At 62.7% G+C, this 25,062-nt stretch carries 26 protein-coding genes; 12 read left to right on the top strand and 14 right to left on the bottom strand.

Going from position 1 to position 25,062, the window contains the following annotated elements; translation table 11 throughout:
* Positions 1 to 79 precede the first annotated feature (79 nt).
* The 3 genes from VGO04_RS22130 to VGO04_RS22120 form a co-directional block, all read right to left on the bottom strand.
* Positions 80 to 1,081 (bottom strand): FecR family protein, encoded by a 1,002-nt coding sequence (locus tag VGO04_RS22130; protein ID WP_327498103.1) that lies wholly within the window; start codon positions 1,079 to 1,081, stop codon positions 80 to 82.
* A gap of 104 nt (positions 1,082 to 1,185) precedes the next feature.
* Positions 1,186 to 1,710, bottom strand: coding sequence for an RNA polymerase sigma factor (locus VGO04_RS22125; protein WP_327498102.1), 525 nt, complete (start codon positions 1,708 to 1,710; stop codon positions 1,186 to 1,188).
* 162 nt (positions 1,711 to 1,872) lie between these two features.
* Complete coding sequence (locus VGO04_RS22120; protein WP_327498101.1) at positions 1,873 to 2,805, bottom strand: LysR family transcriptional regulator; 933 nt, start codon at positions 2,803 to 2,805, stop codon at positions 1,873 to 1,875.
* A gap of 97 nt (positions 2,806 to 2,902) precedes the next feature.
* Between VGO04_RS22120 and VGO04_RS22115 the strand changes: the two genes are divergently transcribed.
* A complete protein-coding gene (locus tag VGO04_RS22115) occupies positions 2,903 to 4,318 on the top strand; it encodes an aldehyde dehydrogenase family protein (protein WP_327498100.1) in 1,416 nt (471 codons plus the stop codon).
* Positions 4,319 to 4,480: 162 nt separating this feature from the next.
* Here the strand turns inward: VGO04_RS22115 and VGO04_RS22110 are convergent, their stop codons facing one another.
* Positions 4,481 to 5,449 (bottom strand): TerC family protein, encoded by a 969-nt coding sequence (locus VGO04_RS22110; RefSeq protein ID WP_414650584.1) that lies wholly within the window; start codon positions 5,447 to 5,449, stop codon positions 4,481 to 4,483.
* A gap of 269 nt (positions 5,450 to 5,718) precedes the next feature.
* Between VGO04_RS22110 and VGO04_RS22105 the strand changes: the two genes are divergently transcribed.
* The 4 genes from VGO04_RS22105 to VGO04_RS22090 all read left to right on the top strand — a co-directional run bounded on the left by VGO04_RS22105 (position 5,719) and on the right by VGO04_RS22090 (position 7,926).
* Positions 5,719 to 6,048, top strand: a complete 330-nt coding sequence (locus tag VGO04_RS22105; protein ID WP_327498098.1) for a hypothetical protein — start codon at positions 5,719 to 5,721, stop codon at positions 6,046 to 6,048.
* A 22-nt stretch (positions 6,049 to 6,070) separates the two neighbouring features.
* Positions 6,071 to 6,493 carry a GNAT family N-acetyltransferase gene (locus VGO04_RS22100; RefSeq protein WP_327498097.1) on the top strand — a complete coding sequence of 141 codons (423 nt, stop codon included), beginning with the start codon at positions 6,071 to 6,073 and terminating at the stop codon, positions 6,491 to 6,493.
* A 130-nt stretch (positions 6,494 to 6,623) separates the two neighbouring features.
* A complete protein-coding gene (gene yghU / locus VGO04_RS22095) occupies positions 6,624 to 7,538 on the top strand; it encodes a glutathione-dependent disulfide-bond oxidoreductase (RefSeq protein ID WP_327498096.1) in 915 nt (304 codons plus the stop codon).
* 10 nt (positions 7,539 to 7,548) lie between these two features.
* Positions 7,549 to 7,926 (top strand): hypothetical protein, encoded by a 378-nt coding sequence (locus tag VGO04_RS22090; RefSeq protein WP_327498095.1) that lies wholly within the window; start codon positions 7,549 to 7,551, stop codon positions 7,924 to 7,926.
* 72 nt (positions 7,927 to 7,998) lie between these two features.
* Here the strand turns inward: VGO04_RS22090 and VGO04_RS22085 are convergent, their stop codons facing one another.
* Entirely contained in the window at positions 7,999 to 8,730 is a 732-nt protein-coding gene (locus tag VGO04_RS22085) for a glutathione S-transferase family protein (protein WP_327498094.1), read from the bottom strand.
* A gap of 132 nt (positions 8,731 to 8,862) precedes the next feature.
* Positions 8,863 to 9,633 (bottom strand): SDR family oxidoreductase, encoded by a 771-nt coding sequence (locus VGO04_RS22080; RefSeq protein WP_327498093.1) that lies wholly within the window; start codon positions 9,631 to 9,633, stop codon positions 8,863 to 8,865.
* 254 nt (positions 9,634 to 9,887) lie between these two features.
* Between VGO04_RS22080 and VGO04_RS22075 the strand changes: the two genes are divergently transcribed.
* Complete coding sequence (locus tag VGO04_RS22075) at positions 9,888 to 10,361, top strand: VOC family protein (protein ID WP_327498092.1); 474 nt, start codon at positions 9,888 to 9,890, stop codon at positions 10,359 to 10,361.
* 124 nt (positions 10,362 to 10,485) lie between these two features.
* On the opposite strand, the gene VGO04_RS22070 is transcribed toward VGO04_RS22075, so the two are convergent.
* Entirely contained in the window at positions 10,486 to 11,178 is a 693-nt protein-coding gene (locus tag VGO04_RS22070; RefSeq protein WP_414650583.1) for a type 1 glutamine amidotransferase domain-containing protein, read from the bottom strand.
* A 116-nt stretch (positions 11,179 to 11,294) separates the two neighbouring features.
* Here VGO04_RS22070 and VGO04_RS22065 point away from each other — a divergent pair, with 116 nt between their 5' ends.
* Positions 11,295 to 12,182 carry a LysR family transcriptional regulator gene (locus VGO04_RS22065; protein ID WP_327498090.1) on the top strand — a complete coding sequence of 296 codons (888 nt, stop codon included), beginning with the start codon at positions 11,295 to 11,297 and terminating at the stop codon, positions 12,180 to 12,182.
* Positions 12,183 to 12,248: 66 nt separating this feature from the next.
* Here the strand turns inward: VGO04_RS22065 and VGO04_RS22060 are convergent, their stop codons facing one another.
* From VGO04_RS22060 to VGO04_RS22035, 6 genes are all read right to left on the bottom strand, one after another.
* Positions 12,249 to 12,476, bottom strand: a complete 228-nt coding sequence (locus tag VGO04_RS22060; RefSeq protein ID WP_327498089.1) for a hypothetical protein — start codon at positions 12,474 to 12,476, stop codon at positions 12,249 to 12,251.
* Positions 12,477 to 12,521: 45 nt separating this feature from the next.
* Positions 12,522 to 12,932, bottom strand: a complete 411-nt coding sequence (locus VGO04_RS22055) for an SRPBCC domain-containing protein (protein WP_327498088.1) — start codon at positions 12,930 to 12,932, stop codon at positions 12,522 to 12,524.
* Positions 12,929 to 13,252 (bottom strand): metalloregulator ArsR/SmtB family transcription factor, encoded by a 324-nt coding sequence (locus VGO04_RS22050; RefSeq protein ID WP_327498087.1) that lies wholly within the window; start codon positions 13,250 to 13,252, stop codon positions 12,929 to 12,931. Before VGO04_RS22050 ends, VGO04_RS22055 begins: the two co-directional genes overlap by 4 nt.
* 208 nt (positions 13,253 to 13,460) lie before the next feature.
* The gene (locus VGO04_RS22045) at positions 13,461 to 14,039 is read right to left on the bottom strand and encodes a flavin reductase family protein (protein ID WP_327498086.1); all 579 of its coding nucleotides are present in this window, start codon (positions 14,037 to 14,039) and stop codon (positions 13,461 to 13,463) included.
* 259 nt (positions 14,040 to 14,298) lie between these two features.
* A complete protein-coding gene (locus tag VGO04_RS22040; RefSeq protein WP_327498085.1) occupies positions 14,299 to 14,838 on the bottom strand; it encodes an invasion associated locus B family protein in 540 nt (179 codons plus the stop codon).
* A complete protein-coding gene (locus tag VGO04_RS22035) occupies positions 14,838 to 17,867 on the bottom strand; it encodes an autotransporter domain-containing protein (protein ID WP_327498084.1) in 3,030 nt (1,009 codons plus the stop codon). The genes VGO04_RS22040 and VGO04_RS22035 overlap by 1 nt, the downstream gene beginning before the upstream one ends.
* Positions 17,868 to 18,129: 262 nt before the next feature.
* Here VGO04_RS22035 and VGO04_RS22030 point away from each other — a divergent pair, with 262 nt between their 5' ends.
* The 3 genes from VGO04_RS22030 to VGO04_RS22020 all read left to right on the top strand — a co-directional run bounded on the left by VGO04_RS22030 (position 18,130) and on the right by VGO04_RS22020 (position 21,245).
* Complete coding sequence (locus VGO04_RS22030; RefSeq protein ID WP_327498083.1) at positions 18,130 to 19,224, top strand: sensor histidine kinase; 1,095 nt, start codon at positions 18,130 to 18,132, stop codon at positions 19,222 to 19,224.
* 126 nt (positions 19,225 to 19,350) lie between these two features.
* A complete protein-coding gene (locus VGO04_RS22025) occupies positions 19,351 to 20,445 on the top strand; it encodes a sensor histidine kinase (RefSeq protein WP_327498082.1) in 1,095 nt (364 codons plus the stop codon).
* Complete coding sequence (locus VGO04_RS22020; protein WP_327498081.1) at positions 20,442 to 21,245, top strand: LytTR family DNA-binding domain-containing protein; 804 nt, start codon at positions 20,442 to 20,444, stop codon at positions 21,243 to 21,245. The genes VGO04_RS22025 and VGO04_RS22020 overlap by 4 nt, the downstream gene beginning before the upstream one ends.
* Positions 21,246 to 21,257: 12 nt before the next feature.
* Here VGO04_RS22020 and VGO04_RS22015 read toward each other — a convergent pair whose 3' ends face one another.
* Complete coding sequence (locus VGO04_RS22015; protein WP_327498080.1) at positions 21,258 to 22,151, bottom strand: LysR family transcriptional regulator; 894 nt, start codon at positions 22,149 to 22,151, stop codon at positions 21,258 to 21,260.
* Positions 22,152 to 22,295: 144 nt separating this feature from the next.
* Between VGO04_RS22015 and VGO04_RS22010 the strand changes: the two genes are divergently transcribed.
* Together VGO04_RS22010 and VGO04_RS22005 are read left to right on the top strand one after the other, a co-directional pair.
* Positions 22,296 to 22,907 carry a glutathione S-transferase gene (locus VGO04_RS22010; RefSeq protein WP_327498079.1) on the top strand — a complete coding sequence of 204 codons (612 nt, stop codon included), beginning with the start codon at positions 22,296 to 22,298 and terminating at the stop codon, positions 22,905 to 22,907.
* 60 nt (positions 22,908 to 22,967) lie between these two features.
* Positions 22,968 to 25,034 carry a pyridoxamine 5'-phosphate oxidase family protein gene (locus VGO04_RS22005; protein WP_327498078.1) on the top strand — a complete coding sequence of 689 codons (2,067 nt, stop codon included), beginning with the start codon at positions 22,968 to 22,970 and terminating at the stop codon, positions 25,032 to 25,034.
* The last annotated feature ends 28 nt before the right edge of the window (positions 25,035 to 25,062 follow it).

Raw genomic sequence — 25,062 nt, 5'->3', positions numbered from 1 at the left:
GTGCGCTTCCAACCAAAGACGACCGGCTCTCGATTTTTTTTCACCGGGCGGCGATTTTTTCCTGATTTTTTGACTCCAATTAAAATTGGGTCAGAACACGACCATAGGACGTCACCTCACGCACCTTGCCTCCGAACGGCTGAACGAGGGCCTCGAGCGCGTGATCGGGGTCCTTCAAGTCGTAGACGCCTGTCACCCGTCGCGCGGCGAGCGCCGCTTGCGGAACGGCAATCCAGGCGGAGTGATAGCGCTGCAGCCGCTCGGCGGCATCAGCAACCGTCACGTTGTTGACGAACATCTTTCCGCTTCGCCAGGCGCCGATCTCGTCGGGCGCGATTGCGCTGCGCGTAACGGCACCGGTCGCGTGGGCGACCGTCGCCATTTCACCCGGTGCGAGCTCGAAGTTCTGGTTGTGGTCCATTGCGCTGTAGGACACGGCCACAGTGCCGTGCGCCAGCTCGACCGTCGTCTCGGCGCGCGCCAGCTGAACGTCGAACGCCGTGCCAAGCACCGAAACCTCGACACCACCGGCATCGACGACGAATGGCCGGGACGGGTCGCGCGCGACGGTGAAAAAGGCCTCGCCCTTGAGAAGCCTGACGTGCCGCGCGACAGCGCTGATGTCGGTGGCGATCGCACTGTCGCCGCCCATTTCGATGATGGACCCATCCTCGAGCGCAATGGTCCTTGTTTGCGCCGTGTCGGTCACATGATCGGCCTGCCACCACAAAAGCAGCGCGGGAAGCGACACGAACAGGACGAGGCAGGCGGCGAGCGCAAGGACAGCCGCACCCACTGCAAGGCGGGTCTCCGCCCGGCCCTGGCGCCGGCGGGATGGTGGTTCAGCCAAGGAGAGCGGCCTTGCCCCGCGCCAAAGGCGCTCATGAACCGGCGGCACCTCGCCCAGGAGTTGCCACGTCTTCAGCGCCATTTCCCGGGAACGGACATGGAGCTCCGACCGGCCGATCCACGCCTGGAACGCGGCTTCCGTATCCCGACAGTTCGGGCGCGCCTTAAGCTCGAGGAACCAGTCCATCGCCTCTTCCAGCAACGCTTCCGGAATGTTGTTGTCCTTGGTCAAAGCTCGGCCTGATGGTTGCGTGATCGGCGAAACACTAACGGATTCGCTGGGTTTGTCACAAAGACGAATAACGCAGGATTTTTTTTCACATTGCCCCCGAAATTTTAGGAGGCATCGCTCGCCAGAGTTGTCGCGACGCGCATCATGGCAGTGCGCACGTGGCGATGCGCTGTCGCAACCGAGATGTCGAGGTGAAGAGCGATCTCTTCCAGAGTGTAGCCGCCGAAGCGGTGCATCTCGAGCGCCACCCGAACCTCCTCGGGAAGATCCGAAAGGATACTGGAAACGTGCCGGATCTCGTCAGTCACGACAATGATGTCCTCCGGCGTCGGCACCTCCATCGGCATTGACCAGTAAGGCGGCTCGCTTTGCTCTTGCCGGGCTTCGATCTTGCGGCGTTTGATGAGATCGAGGCAAAGGTTACGGACAATCCGGTAGAGATAGGCGAGCGACAGGCCAGACACCGACCCGGTCGATCCATTGCCGCCGTTCGCGGGCGCGAATCGCAGGAACGCCTCCTGCACGATGTCTTCGGCCGTTTCACGCGATCCGACGATTCGCGCGGCATAGGCCACCAGAGCGGTTCGATTGGCGAAATAGACCTGATGGCGCGTTTCCATGTCGACCATGGTGTCTGATCCGATCCAACAACTTCGTTTTGGCATTCGGCGCCGCCCGCGCTGCCTGCCGAGATACGATCCGTCGGCCAGCCGGCCGCACGAACGGCGTGTCTCTTAGCACGCATGAATAAACTTGTCTTTAATACTCATGTTATTTTTTCTAGGCGCCTGCTAGCCAGCGGACGGCGTGGGTCCGGTCTCCACGCGGGCGCGTTCAGAACGCATCTCCCGCGCCAGGTTGATCAACGCACGGAGCTTTGCCGGGACATGACGGCGGCCGGAAAAATAGAGGCACAGTCCGTCATAGGGCGGCGTCCAGTCGTCGAGCACTTGCAACAGCCGCCCGGCAGCGACGTGCTCCAGCACCGCATGTTCGGAAAGATAGGCCAGTCCCGCGCCGCACAGCGCCGCTTCGAGCATCAGCTCGCTGTCGTCAAGGATGAGCGACCCCGGCACGTCGATCGCCAGGCTCTCTCCGCGGCGGCTGAATTCCCAGTGGTAGATCCTGCCGCTTGCCATGCGGGCGCGAATGCAGGCGTGCTGCAGGAGGTCGCCCGGCCGCTGTGGTGCAGCTCGTTGCCGGAAATAGTCCGGCGACCCCACCACGACCATGCGCGACTGGTTAAACACCGGAACCGCGATCATGTCCGGCGGCACCGCCTCGGCTAGCCGGAAGCCGGCGTCGAAGCCGAGCGCGACGATATCGACCAGCGCATTGTCGGTCGCAACCTCCAGCGTCATCTCCGGATAGCGCTTCAGGTACTCGACAAGCAAGGGCCGGAGCACCATCCTGGCTGCGCCCGGCGATGTATTGAGCCTGAGCGTGCCGGACGGTCGCGCCTGGTATTCCGTCACCCGTTCGACAGCGCTGTCGATCGCCGCGAGCGCCGGCAGGATCTGTGAGACGAAGGCCTCGCCCGCATCCGTCAGCGCTACCGATCGTGTTGTGCGGTTGAACAGGCGCACGCCGAGGCGTTCCTCCAGGGACAGAACGGCATGGCTCAGCGACGACGACGAAACGCCGAGCTCCCGTGCGGCGGCGCGAAAGCCGCCGAGCCGAGCGATCGCCGTTACAGCTTCGAGTTCGGAGAGGCTGGCCCTCATTGCGCGATTTTCCTCATCACGGCGTCTGTGATTGATGATCTTATCCTGACGATGCTTTGCATGCATATCCCTGATCATCGCAACAGGAACCCGCACGATGAAGATCATTGAGCATATGTATGTCGATGGCGCCTTCGTTGCGCCGCACGGCAACGAACGCTTCGAGCTTTTCAATCCCGCCACCGAGGTAAGGATCGGTGAAGTCCGCCTTGGCGATGCGGACGACGCGCGCATGGCCGTCGCGGCTGCCAAACTTGCCTTCCCGGCCATGCGGCGGACGTCACCTGCCGAACGCGTGGCCATGCTGCATGCGCTGCGCGATGCGGTTAGCGCCCGGGCAGAGGCCCTTCGCGAGGCCATGGCCACCGAATACGGCGCGCCGCAATCTTTCCTCGCCTTCTCCGTACCGCATGCCTCCAGGGTATTCGAGGTGGCGGCAAAGACCGTCGCCGACTATGCCTTTACCCGCCAGGTCGGCACCGCCGAAGTGGTGATGGAGCCGGTCGGCGTTGCCGCGGCCATCACGCCCTGGAACAGCAATATCGGTTTCATCTGCACCAAACTCGCCACAGCGATTGCGGCCGGCACCACCATCGTGATCAAACCCTCGGAGATGAGCGCGATCCAGACCCAGACTTTGCTGGAAGCGCTCCATCAAGCCGGGCTGCCGCGCGGCGTCCTCAACGTCGTCAACGGCTATGGCCATGTCGTCGGCGCGGAACTCAGCCAAAATCCGGATATCGCGAAGATCACGTTCACCGGCTCGACCACCACGGGACGAACGATCCTGCGTTCGGCGGCCGAAACCTTCAAACGCGTGACGCTGGAGCTCGGCGGCAAGGGACCGCAGATCCTTCTTGATGACGCTGACCTTGATCGTGCCATCCCGCACATTCTCGCCTCGGCCTTTCGCAACAGCGGGCAGGCATGCATCGCCGGAACCCGGCTGCTGGTCCCCAAACGGCGATACGCGGAAGTCAACGCGCGTCTCGCGGAGGCTGTCGCAGCACTCAAGGTCGGTCCTTCCGCCGATCCCACCTCCGACATCGGTCCGATGGTGAGCGCCAGGCAGTGGGAACGGGTGCAGTCCTATATCCGCCTCGGGAGCCAGGAGGGCGCGACCCTTCTTGTTGGCGGCGAAGGCCGGCCTGGGGGGCTGAACCGGGGCTGGTTCGTCCGCCCGACGGTTTTCACCAACGTCACAAACGACATGCGGATAGCACGCGAGGAAATCTTCGGTCCGGTGCTCAGTGTGCTGCCCTATGATACCGAGGACGAAGCCATCGCGATCGCCAACACGACCGACTACGGACTGCAGTCCTATGTTCTCGGCACCGACGTCGAGCACATGCGCAGCATCGCGCGCCAGTTGGAGGCCGGGCGGGTGGTGATCAACGAAGCGCCGGCCGATGCCCAGGCACCCTTCGGCGGCTTCAAGCATTCCGGGATCGGACGCGAGTTCGGGCCCTTCGGCCTCGAAGCCTTCCTCGAGCCGAAAGCGATCATTGGATAGCCAACAAGCGGTCGTCTCGGATGGCGCGGGGTCCAGTGTTTCGCCTCGCAAACATCTGGCCTCAAGTTCTGTCGTGAGGAAGCCGCAGACGAAAAGAACGAACGCGGCGGCCCTGTTCAAAGGCCGCCGCGTTTTTTTGATCTCAGTCCTTCGGGAAGGGTGTTACGCGGGCTGCTGCTCCTCGCGCGTCTTCACCAGGCTCCAGACCACGCCAGTCGCGATGATCGCGAAGGTTACACCGAGCGAAAGGGCAGCGGGGAACTTCTCAAGGCCCAGGAGGTCGGCGACGAAGATCTTCGAGCCGATGAAGATCAGGACGACGGCAAGGGCCGGCTTCAGGTAGCGGAAGCGGTGGATCATCGCAGCAAGCGCAAAGTAGAGAGCGCGCAGGCCGAGGATAGCGAAGATGTTCGACGTGTAGACGATGAACGGGTCGGTGGTGATCGCGAAGATTGCCGGTACCGAGTCGACGGCGAAGATCACGTCTGCCACCTCGACCATGACCAGCGCCATGAAGAGCGGCGTGATGAACCAGGTCATCCGGCCCGTCTTGGGGTTTACCTGCTTCACGAAGAAGCGCTCGCCATGATGTTCTTCGGTGACGTTGAAGCGGCGGCGCATGAAGCGGACCAGCGCATTGTCGGACACGTCAGGCTCGGCCTCTTTCATGACAAGCATCTTGATGCCGGTGAAGACGAGGAAGGCCGCGAAGATGTAGAGAATCCAGGCGAACTCGGCGACGAGCGTCGCGCCGACGCCGATCATGATCGCGCGCAGCACGATGACGCCGAGGATACCCCAGAACAGGACGCGGTGCTGATAGAGGCGCGGGACGGCGAAGAAGGAGAAGATCAGCGCGATGACGAAGACGTTGTCGAGCGCCAGGGTCTTTTCGACGACGAAGCCGGTCATGTAGGCAAGACCGGATTCCGAACCGAGGTACCACCATACCCAGCCGCCGAAGGTAAGGCCCAGGGCGATATAGAAGGCCGAAAGCTTGACGCTTTCGGCAACGCCGATCTCCTTGTTCTCCTTATGGAGAATGCCAAGGTCGAACGAAAGGATAGCGATGACGAGGGCGAAAAAGCTCGCCCACATCCAGAGTGGCGTTCCCAGCCACACTACAGACATGAAGGAAAAGTCCACAGACGGGTCCCCAATCGGCACATGTTGTCGGAATAAGGTCCGACATCGCAAGAGTGCCGAAGCTCTCGCCAGAGGGGCCCGGACCAGCGGGTTGAGCGGCAAATAGGCGTTCGGATTTGCAAGATCAAGAGCGGCGTTACGAATTTTTTTTAGTATCCAGGGCCTATGCAGGTGCCCTGCCCGCGCAATGATGCGCCTGGCCGAAAGTCGGCCGCGGCGCGTCGCTTGTGCCAGCCAACCAACCGGGAGACCCAATGATATCCAGACTGTTGTGCGTCGCGGCCGCCATGTCGCTTACCGCCGGCACTCCGGCGCTCGCCGACCTTGCGACAAGCATTAAAACTGGAAAGACGGTCTGCACTCGGGCGACTTATGTCGACAAGGACCGCATCTCTTGCAAGGTTCTGGCTGCCAAGAAGATCATTCTTCTCGCGATGCAAAGCAATTACGAGGACAATCGGAAGGGCTGCGCGAGCCTGGCCCGCCTGCTGCTTCATCCGGATCTCAAGCTCGATCCGGGCTGGAGCCTCGTGTTGAAGAACACCGTCATCGACAGGGACAAGGTCGTGTCCTGCCGTTTTTGAAGTCGGACGAGAGAAGGACTGCATGATGACGACGGAAAGCAGTCTCTCCTCTCCCGTCCTTGAGTGGAGAGGAGCGTTCGAGAACCGGGAACTGAACGCTCTTCACGCCGAGTGCTTCGAGCACGCGCCGAATGATGCCGACTGGTGGGCGCGGGTCAACCGTTTCAGCCTCGGATGGGTCTCGATGCGCAGCTCAGGCGCGCTTACCGGCTTCGTCAACGTCGCTTGGGATGGCGGCGTTCACGCCTTCCTGCTCGACACGATGGTCACCCCGTCCCTGCAGCGCCGCGGTCACGCCTCGCGGCTCGTCGCTACAGCGGTGGTTCATGCTAAGGCTTCGGGCTGCGAGTGGCTGCATGTCGACTTCGAGCCGCATCTTCGCGATTTTTACGTCGGCAGCTGTGGCTTCGTCGCGACGGACGCAGGTCTCATCCGTCTTCGATAAAAAAATCCTCCTGCACCCCGCCATTGAGAATGGTCGTCCTCGCCGCTCAGCCGATGTGGTGGCTTGATGAACTTCCTATATAAAGCAAACCCGAGCGTTCGACGTTTGCGCCAAGACAAGGACAGATTTGATGACCGAAAAATCCTCCGCTGACAATTTTCCTGCCGGCTACGAAGTTCCGAAGGTCTGGACCTGGGACACGAGCAACGGCGGCGCGTTTGCCAGCATCAATCGCCCGATCGCCGGGCCGACGAAGGACAAGGATCTGCCGGTCGGCAAGCATCCGCTGCAGCTCTATTCGCTGGCAACGCCGAACGGCGTGAAGGTCACGATCATGTTGGAGGAGCTTCTGGCCGCCGGCCACAAGAACGCCGAATATGATGCCTGGCCGATCCGCATCGGGGACGGCGACCAGTTCGGTTCCGGCTTTGTCGACGTCAATCCGAATTCCAAGATCCCGGCACTGGCGGACCACGCACCCAAGGGCGGTGGCGCGCCGGTTCGTGTCTTCGAATCGGCGTCGATCCTGCTCTATCTCGCTGAAAAATTCGGCGCCTTCCTGCCGAACGAGCTTCGTGCCCGAACCGAGACCTTCAACTGGCTGTTCTGGCAGATGGGCTCCGCCCCGTTCCTCGGCGGCGGCTTCGGCCATTTCTATGCCTATGCCCCGATGAAGATCAAATACGCGATCGACCGCTACGCCATGGAAGTGAAGCGCCAGCTCGACGTCCTCGACCGCCATCTCGCCAACAACCGCTACCTCGCCGGCAGCGAATACACGATCGCCGACATGGCCACCTGGCCGTGGTATGGCAATCTGTCGCTCGGCCAGGCCTATGGTGACGCCGGCACCTTCCTTGAGGTACAGAGCTACGAGCACGTCCAGCGCTGGACGGCAGAGATCGCCGCGCGGCCGGCCGTCAAGCGCGGCCGTATGGTCAATCGCTTGAGCGGCGATCCGGCCGAGCAATTGCATGAGCGTCACGACGCCTCCGACTTCGAGACGAAGACGCAGGACAAGATCGTCGAGAAGCAGACCGCGTAAGGAGAATAGAATGGCAAAGCTGGCTGATATGACGAAACACCGGGGTTTTCCCTATGCCATGCCGGGCACGGGCATCCAGTTCGTCATACGTCGGGCCAATCCCAAGGGAGCGACGCCGATCAAGGCATTGCCTCGCCATGCCCGGCCCGGCTCTGGGGCGCACCGCATCGACGCAGCCTTCCTCCACGCCCTCTGGCATCACTTCGGCGCGGAACCATTCGAGCGCGGCAATCTCGATGCCGCCCGGCTGAACCTCCTGTTCGGACGCGAGGTGTTGCCGGTCGACAAGGATTTCGATCCCATGTCCTATGAGGCAATGCTCATCATCAACGAGAAGGTTGCCCGCCAGAGCTTCCCGGAATCGTTCGAAGACGTATTCGAAGTGTAATCTTTCCGGCAGCTTGGCCGCCGTAACGTTTTACGGAGGCGCACCGCTCGCCGGTGCGCCTCCTCATTTCATTTACGCGTCGAGCGCGCCCGCCATCCGCAGGACGTCCTTGAGCGGGACGAGGCCCTTCATCGCGCCATTGCCCTCGGCCGGTTCGCCGTCCTCGATCGCAAGCGCAAATCGGAATGCCGGGTCGGCTTCGATACGCTTGCGCAAGGCGTGGATGCGCGGATAGTCGCGCGCGTAGTCCTTGGGATCGATCGCCTCGTGGAAATCGACCCAGCGGGCGACGCCGGCAAAAACGGCATCGGCAAGCGTCGGACGATCACCGATGAGATAATCGCTGTCGCCCATCATCGCCTCGAGTTGGCCGTGGCGCTTGGCGACAAACTCACGACCGAAGGCGCGCAGCGTCTCTCGATATTCCTCGGTGGCGTCCTCGGACTCCAGCGCAACCCACATCGAGAAGAAGGCGCCGGTGAAGCCGGTGTTGAGGAAGGCGATAAACTGGTGCATGCGGTCCGCCTCGAACGTGCCGGGGGCAAAACTGATGCGGCGCTCGTGATCGCGCGCCTCCAGCCAAAGGGCGATCGCCATCGTTTCGGTCAGCACGCGGCCTTCTTCGGTCACCAGAACGGGCGTTTCCACCCGGCCGTTGAAGCGCTCATAGGCGTCGGTGCGCATGTCGCCGAGCATGTCGACACGGGTCAGGCGATAGGGCTGGCCGAGCCATTCGAAGGCGGTGACCAGGCCGGCCGAACTGCCGAGCGGAAAGCCTGAGGTGAAGATCGGGGTGTCGTGCATGTCGTTTCTCCATGGTTGATGCCATGGATATATCCGCGTGGACTTTGGCCCTGTAGTCTGTCACGAATGGACTTATCGTCTACGCGGGTGGACGATAAGTCCCCTTCCTCCCGGCAAGGCAAATCGCATGCGCTAGGGACCGGGACGAACGCTCTCCGCCGGGTAGAGGCCGCCCTCGTCGGCATCGACCGTAATCGACAGGGTCACGTGGCGTGGACGTGTCAGCGAAAACAGCACCGCCTCGGCAATGTCTCGGTTCGTCGCAGTCTCACCCTTCCGGCGTTCGCTTGTCGCTCCCCACGCAGCCTCAAGCGGCGAAACGTCTTCGAGGTAAGGCGGATGCACGACGATCGATCGCACCGGCGTTCCCGCAAGCTTCTGGCGAAGCCCGTCCGCCAATGCCGCTTGCGCTCTCTTGGCCGCATAGAACGGTACGGATGCGGTCTGAAGCGCTGCGTTGGGCAGGCCGCTGATCGAGCCGATGGTGACGATATCGGGACGAGGTGAACGCTCAAGCAAAGGCATCAGCCCTTGGGTGAACAGGAAGGTGCCGGTGATCGCAGCGTTGACGACGCCGAGCACCTCAGCGGCCGAATGATCTTCGTTGCTGTCCTCAAGCCACATCGCGCCGTTGTTGACGAGGATGTCGACATGGGTGTTTGCGGCTTTGATGCTGTCGGTCGCTGCCGCAATGCCGCCGGCGTCCGCCAGATCAAGCGCGACAGTCTGAACCTGCCGTCCAAACGTGCCGGTGATCGTTTCCGCAACGCCGCCCAGCGCATTGGCACTGCGCCCGCACAGGATAAGGTCGCATCCGGCCTCCGCCAAGACATAGGCCAACGCCGCGCCGAGGCCGCGGCCCGCGCCGGTGACCACGGCGACAGTTCCATCCAGTTGCTTCATTTGTGTCCTCTGATTTGCGCACCAAGGTCCCTCGGGCGCGGGTATCGAAGCCGCACAGTTAGGTGTCATCGGTTGCATTTCCAACAGACACACACGGGTTATGATCGGAAAAATCCCGAAGCCCTGGCAAACAACGGCGCGGCATCTCAAATGCGGGGGAGGCAATTGGGGGTGGAGAAACGGGATCGCCGACCTATCTCGCAGGTCAGGTTAAGAAAACAGGACCGAACAACGCCAAGCGAAAGGAACACGCAATGGCAAAGAACACGATTTGCGTCTGGTACGACAAGGATGCCGAAGCCGCCGCTCGCTTCTATGCCGAGGTCTTTCCCGACAGCAAGGTCAGTGCCGTGCACCGCGCACCGAGCGATTATCCGTCCGGCAAGGAAGGCGACGTGCTGACCGTCGAGTTCACCGTTGCCGGCATTCCTTGCCTCGGCCTCAACGGCGGTCCGATGTTCAAGCACAGCGAGGCCTTCTCGTTCCAGATCGCCACCGACGACCAGGAAGAGACCGACCGCTACTGGAACGCCATCGTCGGGAACGGTGGACAGGAGAGCGCCTGCGGCTGGTGTAAGGACAAATGGGGCATTTCCTGGCAGATCACACCGCGCGTATTGACCGAGGCGATGGCGGCTGGCGGCGCCGAGGCAAAACGCGCCTTCGATGCGATGATGGACATGGGCAAGATCGATGTCGCCGCCATCGAGGCAGCGCGACGCGGCTGACCATTTCGCCACATGCCGTGCGCCCGTTGTCGGCGGAGCGCATGGCTGCAAGGCAAGCCTCTCGTCGGCCACCCTCAATGCATCCGTCGCCAAGTGGCGACGGATTGCGCCGCGCGTTGCGACTTTAGGCGGCGAGCACGTCGCGCAGAGCTTCGCCGACTCGGGCTGCAGACTGCGGGTTCTGCCCGGTGATCAAGCGACCGTCGACGACCACCTTTGCCGTCCAGTCGGGGGCGGGGTGATGGGTTGCGCCGCGCTCGACCAGCGTGCTCGCCAGCAGGAACGGCACCGTCTCATCGAGACCGACGGCACGTTCTTCCGAATCGGTGAACGCGCTGACATTGCGCCCGGACACGAGATAGCGGCCATCCGAGAGCTTAACGTTCACCAGCGCAGCCGGTCCGTGGCAGACGGCGGCGACCGCACCGCCGGCCTCGAAGACCGAGCGGGTCACGCGGTCGACCTCGGCACTTTGCGGCATGTCCCACATGGCACCGTGGCCTCCGGCAAAGAAGACGGCCGCGTAACGCGCGGGATCGACGTCGTCTAGCTTGGCCGTCGAACCGATTGCGGCGCGAAACGCCGCGTCGCTCCAATAGCGCGCGTTGGTCGCATCCGTCAGATCAAGGCCGTCGACCGGCGGTTCGCCGCCCTTGGTCGAGGCAAACTCCACGGCAATGCCGGCAGCTTCGAGTACCGCCAGGGGATGGGTGACCTCTCCGAGATAGAAGCCGGTCGGTTGACCGCCATCTCCCTTGGTGCCGTGGCTGGTGAGGACGAAAAGCACCGGTTTCCGGGTCGTTGTATTCGACATCATTTTCTCCTGTTGAAGGGCTCGATATTGCGGCCGTCGATGGGTGCTGCTTATCTATTGCCTCAATCTGCGGCGATAAATGCGCCGTGCAGGAAATGATTTGGTCCCGAGAGGCAACAATGCGGCGTTTCGATCATCTTGCCGACGTCGAAGCTTTCATCACTGTCATGGACAAGGGCTCGATGACGGCCGGAGCCGTGGCACTTGCCACGACGCCATCCGTGCTCAGCCGGGCAATCACCAGGCTTGAGACGAAGCTCGGCACGCAATTGCTCAGGCGGACGACACGGCGCATCAGCCTCACGGAGGCCGGACGCGCCTATCTCGAACAGGTTCGCGCCGCCTTCGAAACCATCGACCAGGCGGAGCGCGCCGTTCAGGGCGAAGGGGTTCTGGCTGGCCGGGTTCGTCTCAGTGTTTCGACGACCTACGGCCATTACCAGCTGCCGGAAAAGCTGACGTGTTTTGCGCTGAAGCATCCGTCGGTCAGTGTCGAACTGTCGGTGACGAACCGTAATGTCGACCTCGTCGCGGAAGGTTTCGACCTGGCCATACGCCTTGGTCAACTCCCCGACAGCGGGATGATCGGGAGAAAGCTCGAAGACGCGCCGTTAAGGCTGGTTGCCTCCCCCGGCTATATCGTGCGACGCGGCATGCCTCGATCGATCGAGGACCTTGCGACCCACACGTGCCTGCCCTTCATCATGCCGAGCAGCGGTCGCCCAGCCCCCTGGCTGTTTCGGGTCGACGGGAAGGATCTCGACTGGATCCCGCAGGGTCCAGTTCATTTGGAAGATGATGTGCTTGGCACGGTCTCGCTTGCGGAGGCCGGCCTCGGGATTTGCCAGACCTACGACTTCGTCGCACGTGATCGCCTGGCACGAGGCACCCTGACCGAACTCCTGCCGGAGGCCGGTGGGCGGTCGCGATCCTTCTCCCTGATTTATCCGCCGCATCGCCACCTCTCGGCCGCGACGCGCGCGTTGATCGACAGCCTTCTCGAATAGGCGCGCCACGGTATCGTCGGCCTGCGCTTTACCGTGGCGGACTACTAGCCCTGTCGCGACTTGACGTCAGGCGTGGCCCCTCGGCACCGGATGACCTCGATCGTCCTGCCTGTTCAGATAGGGCAGAACGAAGAGATACACGCCCGTCGGCAGGAGCACGGCGAGTGGCGGCAGCGGCAGATAGTAGACCCATTCGGGAAGCGCCACCAACGGCATGCCGGCAAAGATGCCAGCGACGGCCAGGGTGAAAAGCAGTGACGTCCAGCGATGGATTGTTCGGATGGTGGAAATCATTCTGGCACCTCTAGATGGAGTGATTGCCCGCAAGCCGAGCGTTGATCAATCGAGCTTCGCGACGACCTCGGCCAATTGGTCGATGAAGCGTGGCCACCCGACGGTTGCGCCGTGGTAGTAGGCCTTCTGTTCCGCCTTGAAGCCCCGCTGCTCCATGCGCAGATTTGTGCCGGTATTCGTCGGGGCGAGGGTCCAGGTGACGACGCTCAAGAGATCCTTGGTGTCCCAACGATAGGCGAGAGAGCGGTGTTGTTCGATTGTCTGGACCTCGCAGTCGACCTGTCCCCAATCGGCCGAGAGCGTGAACCGACGCCCGGCTTCGGGCACGAAGTCGTTTTTCATCAGCCATTCGGCGATCAGATGAGGCTGGGTCAGCGCACGCCAGATCTTTTCCGGCGGGTAGGGGAAATCGCGTTCGACGACGACGGAGCGTGTCGTTTCCATTGTTGCAGTCATTGGTCCATCCTCTTGAGCAAATTATCGAGATCATCGAAGCGGTCCTGCCAGAAGCCGGCCATTTCGGTCGTCCAGTCGACCAGGGTGGCCAGGGCCTCGCGGCGGGCGCTGTAAAAGGTGTAGCGGCCTTCGTGCCGGTCGTGCACAAGCCCCGCAGCTTTCAGTATCTTGAGGTGCTTGGAGACGACCGGCTGCGAAACCCCGGCGTCCGCCAACAGACCGACAACCGTCGTATCCCCCTCACGGCAGAGATGCTCGAAGAGCCCACGGCGCGTGGGATCGGCCAGAGCTCGAAACATCGCGTCTTGCAATTCAGACATAACTCATACCCGTTTGGCTATATGTAGACGTATAGCCAAACGGGTATGAGTCTGTCAACACCGACAGCAGCGTGCGTTTGCAAGAACGTCGAAGAGAACTCTTGCAGCCTGGTGCGCCTGACGGATGCCGGTGATTCACCTGGAGGAAGCGGGACCTGCCGAAACCGCTCGATTATTCGGCGACACGGCGCCCACGGTATTGATGTGACTATTCGGACGCCACGTCGATCGCCTCTCCGATCGTATAGAAGTGACCGCCTGCCACGTAGTGCAGGCTACGCAGCGACGGATCGGCGCTTTCGAACATCCAGCGCCCGTCGCGAAAGACGCGATCGTCGGCCCAGGCCGCGACCACTTCGCCAACGAAAAGATCGTAGCGGTTCTGGATCGAGGGTTCCGGCATCAGCCTGCAGGCGAGCCACGCGGAGCATCCGGCAACGAAGGGCAGGTCGTGCTCCGGCATTTCGAAGAGTTCGACACCGGCATCGCGCAGCTTGTGCGGATGGTCGTGAAGGCTCCTGGTGCCCACGGCATGCGTCAGCACGGCTTGCGCGGCGGTCGGCACCTGGATGACAAACACGCCCGCGTCTTGAGCCAGATCACGGGTGCGGGTCGCGCTATCGAGCACGACCGTCAGCTTCGGCGGATCATAGTCGAGCGCGCAGGCCCAGGCCGCCGCCATCACGTCCTCAGCGCCGCCATGGCGGGCGGAAACCAGCACCGTCGGGCCATGGTTCAGCAGACGGTAAGCCTTTTCGAGCGGTACGGGACGAATATGCGCAGCCATCAGCTTCCCCTTGCCGTCTCCGCGGCGGTCGCTGCGGCAGCCTGTTTTCTATAGGTACGGCGCGCAGCACCAACAAGAGCGGGCTATCGACAGGGCGCGTATTTTGCGGAACCTTTGGGAAAAACAGCGCGGCGATCTCGCGCTCGCCGCCTATGAGTGCCGCTGCCAAGCCAGCCGTGAATGGCCCGCTCAGCTTGACGCCGACGATCGCATCGCGATGCCGGACCCCGGTCGGCCGCGGTTTCAAAGCGGCTAGGCTTTAGGATTTTTCGTTGAGTGCGAGCACCCGATCAAACGCCGCGGCAAAGCCTTTGAGGGAGACGGAGAATTGAACTTCCTTGTCCGTGTCGCTTGCAAAAGCGCCAATCTTCAGCGCCTGGCCATTCCTCAACAACTCGACCGTCGCCGCGGTGAAGGCCAGCGGCACGACACAGCCAAACGGCAGGCAGGTGCGGAACCGCGCAGGCTTGCCGCCGGTTGCCTCGTCGACGCCAAGGGTGACGCCTTTGTCGAGATGGAGACCGAAGGGGAGCGCCAGGCTCCCTTCCAGGCCGGCATTCTCGGCCGGCCGAAGTTCGAGTGTCAGCACATGCTGCCCGTTTTTGTGGAACTGGCGCTGCGACAGAAGACACCGTTTGCTGCCGTCGCGTTCAATGCACGCCACGCTCCAATCCTCGTAGGTCTCCGACAGCTGAGACGGCGCGGTGGACGTCCCAGCGGCAGCCCCTTCTCCGTAGACCGGCGTGATGGCGACAAATGTCGCCATCAGCATTGTGCAGATCCAGACCAGTTCGCGCATCAGAACCGCACGTCGAGCTTGGCATCGACAGCGTTCTGCGTCGTGCCCGAGCCGAACTGGCCGGTGTAGGTGATGCCGAGGCTCGCATTGCCGGTCAAAGCGAAGTCGACACCGGCTTCGATGATCGCCGCATCCTCGGCGATCGGCGTGCCGGCGACCGAAAACGCGCTGCCCGTACCGAAGGCGAGCGTCGAGAATGGCGTGGTGTCGCCAAAGGCGTGCTGCCAGCCGAGCATGCCGCGCAACTTTGCTTCCGTTGTGCCGAGGCTGAGGGGGGCCGAGGCGCGAAGACCGAGCGTCGTGAACGTCGTGTCGGTCGTCCTGCCCTGGCTCGAAAGCGCCGCCGCTGCCCCGCGCTCGGTGAAACCGTCGGTGTGCAGGCTGACATAGGCGAGGTTTGCGAAGGGTTCGAGCGCGACACTCGGCAGGTCGATGCGGTAGCCAACTTCGCCGAAAGCCTGGAAGGTGCCGGCGTCGTACTCGGCCTTCAGCTGGTCCGAAAAGCCGGGGAATGCGACGGTGCGCGACGTGTTGATCGAATGCCAGGTATAGGCAAGGCCGGAGCGCAACGCGACGTCGCCCCAACGGCCGCCGCTATAGACGCCGAGGTGGTAGTTGTCGCTGTCGCCACTGGCGGCGCGCTTGTCGACGTCGAAATTGGTCCGGCTGTAACCGGCCATGATGCCGACGAGCGCATTGTCCGAAACCGCGGCATCGAAGCCGGTGACGAAGCCGCCGGTCGACTGGTCAAGGCCTGCCGCATTGCCGTTGCTGTCGGTGTTGGTCCAGGAGCCGAACACCTGGCCCCAGCCGACCATTGCAGGCGGCGCCACGGGAACCGCGTTGACGGCGGCGACGGCACCGGTCGTGAGCTTGTCCTCGGGGCCGTAGGCAAGAACCGGGACGTTTGCGGCCCCGACGTCGTCGAAAGCGTCGCGGATACGGCCGTTCGCCGCATTGCGCAGCAGGCTGCTGTCGTTGATCAGCGCCGTCTGTGCCGAGGCGTGGACCTCGCCGGACAGAAGTTCGAAGGCCCGGCGTGCCGCAGCGCCGTCGAGGATCGTCAGCGCATTGTAGAGCCCGAGCGAAGGGCCGCTCTGGGCAAGCGTGTTGAGTGCAAGCGCCGTCTGCCGCTGGTTGCCGGTAGCCGCTTCGCCTTCGAAGACGCCCGGCGTCGGCTTGCCAGGCTTTGGCTCCTCACCCGGCTTCGGCTCTTCACCGGGTTTCGGTTCCTCACCCGGCTTCGTACCGCCGTTCTTGACCTTGATCGTGAGATCGACCTGTTTCTCCTTCTGATTGAGCGAGAGCTCAAGGAAGGCGGACTTCGAGATCGCCTCGGCGAACTTGCCTTCGATGGCGCGGTCTGCGGTGAGGATCGTGTAAGTCTGTCCGGTCTGATAGCTGGTGTTGGCGTCAAGTGCCGTGACCTGCACATTGGTGCCGCTGCCGATCTTGGCGATGCCCGTATTGTCGTTTGTGCCGATGCTCTTGACGACAATGCGGTCGGAGCGACCGTCACCGGCGATATCGGCCTCATAGATCGAACCGCCAGCCATATCCAGCCGACCCATGATCGTCAGTGTGCCGATCGAATTGTTGCCGGGCGAAATGATCGCGTTTTTATCGATGAAGGTTTCGCCGACCGTACCGGAGCCACCCAGGCGTCCGAACGAGGTCGAGTTCGGATCGCGGATGCGGTTCAGCTCGCCGAGCACATTCACCGCGTTTGTATAGAAGCGATCTCCCTCAACCCGTCCCGTCTCACCATCGACGATCAACGTGCCGCCGCTCACTTCGAAGCGGGTCTCGCTGAAATCCACGGGTCCGTTATCCGGGTCGTTGTCGATCGTGTCGAGGTTGCTCTTCAGCACCAGCTTGCCACCGGAAACATTCACCTTGCCGTAGAATTTGTTCAGATCGCCGCTGACGATCGTCTCGCCGGAGAAATTGGTGATCGTGCCTTTGCCGTGCATGGCATTGGCGAACTCGTAACCGGTGTTGGTATGGTTGAAATTGACGTAGCCCCTGCGCGGTCCGAAATCGATCGTCGCTGCGCTATCGACGGTGCCCGCCGCCAGCGCCTGCCGCGCAACCGGTTCGGCAATGTTGTTCAGGTGAACCTGGCCGCCGATCGTCAGGCTGCCCATGCCCTCGTTGTTGATGCCGCCGATACCGGAAAGCACGATGCCGCCGCCCGCCGAAAGCTTGCCGCCATTGGCGACCGAAAGATTGGCCCTTCCTGCCGCGCCGATCGTCAGCTTGTCGGCAACCCTAAGCTCGCTGCCGGCGCCATCGATCTGGGCCTGGATGGTGCCGACGCTCTCATCCTCACGCAGAATGGCGGTGCTGGTCGTGACCACGGCACCCTTCTCGACCGTGAAACTGTCGCCGATCGTCAGCTCGCCCGTGTTGACCCAACGCGAATTCTGGCCGGTGACCAGAACCGAGCCGTTTTCGAGGGTGGCCATTTTGGAGTTGACGATGCCGCCATCCTCGATCCTGACGGCACCCGTGTTGAGCGTCAGTGCGCCGAAGGCGACGCCCAGAAACTCGGTGTTCAGCATGGAGCCGGCACCCCGCACCACAAGCGTTCCGTCGCCCTCCTGCAGCGAGCCGACATAGGTTTCCTTGGCGGACACCTTGCCGCCGTTCTCGACGATCAACGTTCCCTTTCCGCCATAGATGCCGTTCTCGAAACCGCCGACGAAGAGTGCGCGGTAGCCGTTCGGATTGGCGTCAACGATATCCCAGGACGAGCCTGGTCCCGAGACAACGACCGTGCCAATTGAACCGCGGCTGTCGGCGATATAGCCGTTCACGCTTTCGACCTTGGCGCCATTGTTGATCGTCAGCGTGGCGCCGCCCGCGCCGCCGCGGATCACGAGATTGCCGTTGATCGTATGGTCGCTGGACCATGTCGTGTCGTTCGGAACGAGCAATCCGGCCGCCTTGGCCGACGATGGGGCAAGCGGTGCAGCCGCCAGCATCATCGAGACAAGGCCGGCCCGACCAAGCGCGGTAGAACTCAACAGGTTGATCCTCAAAACGTCCGCCTTCGCACAGCTTTTCAATGTCTGCCCCTTTTCACTTGCATTCGTCGGCGCGCGGCATCCGGCCAAGCCGGCAGCGCACGTGTCATGGGCCGGCTATAGCAAGCTCGCGAAAGGGGAGAATTCGGCTTTCTGCAAACGGCAAATTGCAGCGCCGAAGGGCTGCGGCTTTCTGCAAACCGCTCGTTTTCGCCGACGAACGGCGGTCGACAACGGTCGGGACTTGAACGATAAAACCCGCATGGCGCGAGATAAGGGCACGGTTTCACCCGAAGAAGCGGAGTACGCCGCAGGCGTTCGCCGGGCGACACTCCTGCTCGGCCTGCTCTACCAGTTCATGCAGTTCGTCATCAGCAACACGCTCTGGGCATTCCTCGGATACGACCCCATAGCAATCGCGCCGATCACCCTGATCCTGATGCTGAGCGGCACGCTGATGTCCTATGCGATGGCCGCCGCCCTCTTCCGCTATCGGGAACGGTCCATTCTCTTCAAGCTGCTGCTCGGATCCGTTCTGTCGCTTGCTGCCGCCGCGACCAACACCGGCATCGACTTCCTCTGTCACGGGTTGATCGAGCACGGCGACCCGGGCGAGATCAACTGGACCAATGTCGGCTACACCATCATCTACTGCATGGCGCTGTTTCACGGATGGGCGTTTCTCTATATCGCGCTGCTTGCGAATTTCGAGTTACGCGAGCGCGAACGCCGTCTCGCGATCATAAGGGAGGAGGCTCTCGCAGCGCAGATGCGGGCGCTGTGCTATCAGGTCAATCCGCACTTCCTGTTCAACACTTTGAACTCGATCGCCGGCCTGATCGAGGAAGGCTCTTCGACCGCGGCCGGCCGCATGGTGCTGTCCCTCTCTTCTTTTCTGCGCACCACGCTCGAACTGGACCCCATGCAGGATGTCTGCCTTGCCGACGAACTGGCCCTGCAGCTCGGCTACCTGAACATCGAAGGTGAACGATTCTGCGACCGCTTGCGCGTCAAGCTCGACATCGCGCCGGGTCTCGAGCACGCACTCGTGCCAAGCCTTATCCTTCAGCCCCTGATCGAGAATGCGGTGAAGCACGGCGTCGGCTGCTCGCTTGGCGCAGTCGAGATATTGATCAGAGCGGCGAGACAGGACGGGATCCTCGAGCTTTCGGTCGAAAACGATCTGGCAGGCGAGACTGGGCATGCGGCGAGAAGGCCCCTGGGGACCGGGACGGGCCTGAAAAACGTCGCCGATCGCATCCACGCGCGGTTCCCTGATGTCGGCGCCTTCATTTCCGGTCTCGTCACGCCGCATCGTTTTCGGGCGTCGATCATCATGCCCCTGCGGCTCGCTTGAAGCCGAGACCCGCTGCCGGCCGACAGCAGATGGCTCCAGCCGAAAGTCCGGCGCTTTCTGCGAACCGCTTGATTTGACCGACGAACGGCAATCGACATCGGCGACCGGTTGAACGATAAAAATGGGATGAAACCCAAGGACGAAGCGACATCAGTGGACGAAAGCGCCTATATCGGCAGCGTGCGGCGCACGACGCTCTGGCTCGGATTTCTCTACTGGTTCGTGGAGTTCCTGATCAGCAGCATCCTCTGGGGTATCCTCGGGATTGACCCAATCGTCTCGGCGCCCGGAAAATTGCTGCTGATGACCTGCGGCATGGCCCTTTCCTATGGCATCGCTGCCGCCATGTTTCGCGTTCGCCATCAACACATCGCGATCAAGATCGTCGTCGGCTTTGCAACCTCGCTCATCGCCGCCTTCGCCAACACCGGCGTCGACTTCCTGCTCTACGTCTTGTTCGTGCGCCCCGCCCCCATCGTGGTCGATTGGACCAGCGTCGGCTACACGCTCGTCTACAGCATGGCGACCTTCGTCGGCTGGTCGTTCTTCTTCGTCGCATTGCTCTACAGTTTTGAGCTGCGCGAGCGCGAGCGGCGGCTGGCAGTCACTCGCGAAGAGGCTCTGGCCGCGCAGATGCGGGCACTGCGCTACCAGGTCAATCCGCACTTTCTGTTCAATACGCTGAACTCCATCACCGGCCTGATCGAGGAAGGACAGACCGTCGCCGCGACGCGCATGGTGATGTCGCTGTCGAACTTTCTGCGCACGACCCTGGAACTCGATCCGCTGCACGACGTGCGGCTTGCCGACGAACTGGCGCTGCAAACCGGCTACCTGCATATCGAACGCGAGCGCTATTCCGACCGAATGAACCTGAGGATGGATATCGGCAATGGCCTTGAAGAGGCGCTGGTGCCAAGCCTGATCCTGCAGCCGCTAATCGAAAACGCCGTAAAACACGGGGTCGGCCGCTCAGCCGATCAGGTTGAGATCGTCATCAGCGCCGCCAAGGTCGGCCAGACGCTCGAGATCGCCGTCGAAAACGACATAGCCGCGGAAACGACAGCCGGGTGGCGCCATACATCCGGCACCGGCATCGGGCTGAAGAACGTGACCGATCGCGTCCAGGCGCGCTTTCCGGGCGTTGGCGCCTGTGTTGCCGGCCTCGTCACACCCGGGCGCTTCAGAGCCGCCATCACCATGCCGCTGAGGCTTGCATGAACGATATCCAGACCGCCCCTCTTTCCGTCCTTGTCATCGACGACGAGCCGCTCGCCAGACGCCGCCTCCTGCGCCTGCTTGGAACGATGCCTGGCGTCGAGGTGGTGGGGGTCGCCGGCAACGTGCAGCAGGCCTGTGGCCTTATTTCCCAACTCCTGCCGGATATGATCCTTCTCGATATCCAGATGCCGGGCGGCACCGGCTTCGACATTCTGGAGCGACTGGGCGACAATGCGCCCGCAGTCGTCTTCGTGACGGCCTTCGACCATTATGCCCTTCGCGCCTTCGAAGCCGCAGCCATAGACTACGTTACCAAGCCGATCGAAGTCATCCGCCTGCGCACCGCGGTCGAGCGGGCGCGCGTGGCGATTGCGGCACGCACCAGCACCGAGCGCGTGCTGGAACTCAACGAAACCGTGCTGGCGCTCCGGCAGGCGCTGCGCAAGCACGAAACGCAGACGGCCGATCTCTGGATCAAGTCGCGCGGTGAGTTCGTTCGGATCGCGCTCGACCGGGTCGTGCGTTTCCAGGCGGAGCGCGACTATGTCCGCATCCACGTCGAGGGCCGGTCCTATCTGCATCACGAGAGTCTGACCTCGCTCGAACGGCGCCTCGACCCGGCGGAGTTCCTGAGGCTCCACCGCAGCTCGATCGTGCGCCGCGACTGCATCGTGGGGCTCAAACAGGCCCCCTTCGCCGCCCTGATCGCCCTTCTGTCCGACGGCAGCGAAATCCGCGTTGGGCGCACCTATTCGCGCCACATTCGACCGATGACCGGAGAGCGTCCGCAGCTGGACTGAGGCGATCCTCGCCTACCGCAGGACCGCGCGCAGCCTTGGCGCCGCAAAATCAACGAAGGCGCGCAGCTTCATCGGCACGAGCCCTTGCGGAAGATAGACCAGTTGCACCGGAAGGGAGGGATGCTCGAACGTCTCCAGCAACGGAACGAGCAAGCCTTCGGCAACGGGCTTTGCCACCTGGTAGGAAAGCACGCGCGTCAAACCGAGGCCTGCAATGGCGGCATCGACCGCCGCCTCCGCCGTATTGACGATCAATCGCGAGCGGATCGGCGCCGTCAGCTCGCGCCCGTCTTCCAGAAAGCGCCAGACATGGGCGGCCGTGACATTTTCGAACGTGATGCAATCGTGGTCGGCAAGTTGGTGCGGATGTGTCAGCGCACCATGCCTGGCGACGTAGTCGGGGCTCGCATAGACGACCCGGCGAACCGCGCCGATCTTCGTCGCCACCAGATTGCTGTCTGGCAGATGGCCGATGCGAAGCGCCAGGTCGATGTGATCATCGACGAGATTGGAAAACCGGTCGCCGAGCGCCAACCGCATATCGACCTCGGGATGGACCTTGAGGAAGTCGACAATGACGGGCAACACATGCAGGCGCCCGAAGACGATCGGCGCCGCCACCGTAAGGTCGCCCTTCACCGCGCTGTACTCACCGGCTGCGACCCTCTCGGCCTCCTCGACGCGCGACAGGATTTCCTTGGCGGCTTCCACGTAGGATCGGCCGGTTTCCGTCAAGAGGATCTTCCGGTTCGTCCTTGTGATGAGCTGGGCGCCCAGATGCGCTTCAAGCTCCGAGACCTTCCGGCTGATGGTGGCAAGCGGCATCTTGAGTTGACGTGAGGCGGCAGACAAGCTGCCGTTTTCGACAACGGCGAGCAGAATGCCCATTGCGTCGAGGCGATCCATCTTTCTTTCCAAAAAATGAGAATCAAGCTATCATATAGACACTCTACTGCCAAAAAATGGAAAGTCATAGATTGTTCTCGAAGGCGGCTCATCCCGGACCGTCTGAGACCGCGACGGTTCTCACACTTCTCGAGGCAATCTCCCATGAAGCTCTATCGCCATCCGCTGTCCGGCCACTCGCACCGCGCACAACTCTTCCTGTCGCTGCTCGGCGTGCCGCACGAACTGGTCGACGTCGATCTCAAGGCTCGCGCCCACAAGGCGCCGGAATTCCTGGCGCTCAATTCCTTCGGCCAGGTTCCGGTCCTCGACGACGACGGTACCGTCGTTTCCGACAGCAACGCCATCCTCGTCTATGTCGCCAAGAAGCTTGGCCGCATCGACTGGCTGCCGGAAGACCCGGCGTCCGCCGCCAAGGTGCAGAAATGGCTGTCGGTCGCCGCCGGCGATATCGCCTTCGGACCGGCCGCAGCAAGACTCGTGACTGTTTTCGGCGCCAATCTCCACGCAGAAGACGCGATCGCCCGGGCCCATCGCGTCCTGGCCCTGATCGATGCCGAACTGGCGACGCACGAGTTCCTGCTGGGGGCACGGCCGACCATCGCCGATGTTGCCCTCTACAGCTACGTTTCGGCAGCACCGGAAGGCAATGTCGATCTCTCCGGCTATGCCCACGTCCGGGCCTGGCTTGCCCGCATCGAGCGCCTGCCCGGCTTCGTCGGCTTCCAGAAGACGGCCGTCGGCCTCGCCGCCTGATCCTCTGCTCCGGGGCAGACCGCCTGCCCCGGCGCTTCGCACCATTGAGGGCTCACAATCATGCCGGACAATGCACAAGCAAATCAGCCGGGCTCACCCTGGCACGAGGGCGAACTGACCATCCAGCGTAGCCTCGGCGTCGTCGAGCGCATGGACGCGACCGGGCGCAACTTCGTCCGTCGCTACATGCCCGAGCAGCACCAGCAGTTCTTCCCCATGCTGCCCTTCGCGATGTTCGGCACCGTCGACGCCAAAGGTGATGTCTGGGCGACGATGCGCGCGGCGGAACCCGGCTTCATGCAGGCGCCCGATGCCTTCAACCTCGACGTCCGGCTGCCGCGCGACCCGGATGATCCGGCGGACGCCGGAATGGACGACGCGGACGCGATCGGCATGCTCGGCATCCAGCTCGAGACGCGCCGCAGGAACCGGATGAACGGCGCGATCCGCCGCGAAAGCGACGATGGCTTCACCATCCGCGTGCGCCAGAGCTTTGGCAATTGCCCGCAATACATCCAGCTTCGCCAATTCACCTTCGCGCGGGATCCGCGCCAGCCGGCGTCAGTGCGCCCGGTTCGTTATACTGTCCTGGATGATCGCGCCCGGGCGATCATCGCCAATGCCGACACCTTCTTCGTCGCCTCCTATGTCGATCTCGATACGGGCGAACGGCAGGTCGATGTCTCCCATCGCGGCGGCAAGGCCGGCTTCGTGCAAATCGGCGAAGACGGGGTCCTGACCATCCCGGACTTTTCCGGCAATCTGTTCTTCAACACGCTTGGCAACATCATGGTCAATCCGAGAGCCGGATTGCTGTTCGTCGACTTTGCGACCGGCGATGTGCTGCAGATGAGCGGCAGCGCCGAGGTCATTCTGTCGTCACCAGAAGTCGCCGCTTTCCAGGGCGCCGAGCGCCTGTGGCGCTTCCGGCCCGAACAGGTCGTCTATCGTGCCGACGGCATGCCGCTGCGCTGGGCGTTCCAAGAGAACGGCTGGTCGCCCAGCCTCACCTCCACCGGCGACTGGGACGAGGCGAAGGTGCGCCTGCAGGCCGCCTCGCTTGCCGACGCCTGGCGGCCGTTTCGGGTTGCCCGTGTCGAAGACGAAAGCGCGACGATAAGGTCGCTCTACCTCGAGCCGGACGATGGCGTCGGCCTGATGGCCCATCGGGCCGGTCAACACCTGCCGATCCGGTTGGCAGCGGCAACGGACGGCAAACCGCTCGTCAGGAGCTACACCCTCACGTCAGCTCCGACGGACGCCTTTTACCGCATCAGCGTCAAGCGCGACGGCCTCGCCTCGCAACTTCTGCATGGGCTGAAGCCGGGCGACCGGATCGAGGCGCGGGCACCGGCAGGTAGCTTCACCATCGACGGAACGGAGCGGCGGCCGGCCGTGCTGATTGGCGCCGGCGTCGGCATCACGCCGATGGTTGCCATGCTCAAGCACATCGCCGCGGAAGGCCGTCGCAAGCGTCGTTTGCGCCCGACCTGGCTCTTCCAGGCCGCCCGCACCCTGGAGGAGCGCGCCTTCGACCAGGAAATTGCTGCCCTGGTCGAGGAAGGTCAGGGCACCATCCGCCTCGTGCGCGCCCTCAGCCAACTCGAGAACGCAGCCGAGGGACAGGACTACGATGTCGCCGGCCGCATCGACATCAGCCATCTCAAGGCCACCCTGCCCTTCGACGACTACGATTTCTACCTCTGTGGCCCGGCGTCCTTCACCCAGTCGCTCTACGACAGCCTGCGCACGCTCAACATTGCCGACGCCCGTATCCACACGGAAGCCTTCGGGCTGTCGTCGCTGACGCGCCGGCCGGACGGCGGCTCTGCACCCGTGATGGCTCCTCCCGCCAGCGCTCCCGTTCATATCGTCTTTGCGAAATCCGCCAAGGAAGCCCGCTGGCAACCGGGCGAAGGCAGCCTGCTTGATCTTGCCGAGGCGCGGGGGCTGACACCGGAGTACGGCTGTCGCAACGGCAGCTGCGGCACATGCAGGACGCCCGTGCTCGAAGGCAGCGTGACCTATCCCTCGCAGCCCTCATTCCCCGTTGCCGACGGCGAAGCGCTCATCTGCTGCGCCGTGCCGGCGGAGAGTGAGGAGCGCAAACTGCATCTTTCGCTCTGAGCCCTGGTTCGGCTAATGATGATGCACC

The organism is Ensifer sp. (assembly GCF_035999185.1).
Taxonomy (GTDB): Bacteria; Pseudomonadota; Alphaproteobacteria; order Rhizobiales; family Rhizobiaceae; genus Ensifer.
Note: the sequence above shows the minus strand (reverse complement) of the source record. Positions and strands in the feature narration are given on the sequence as shown.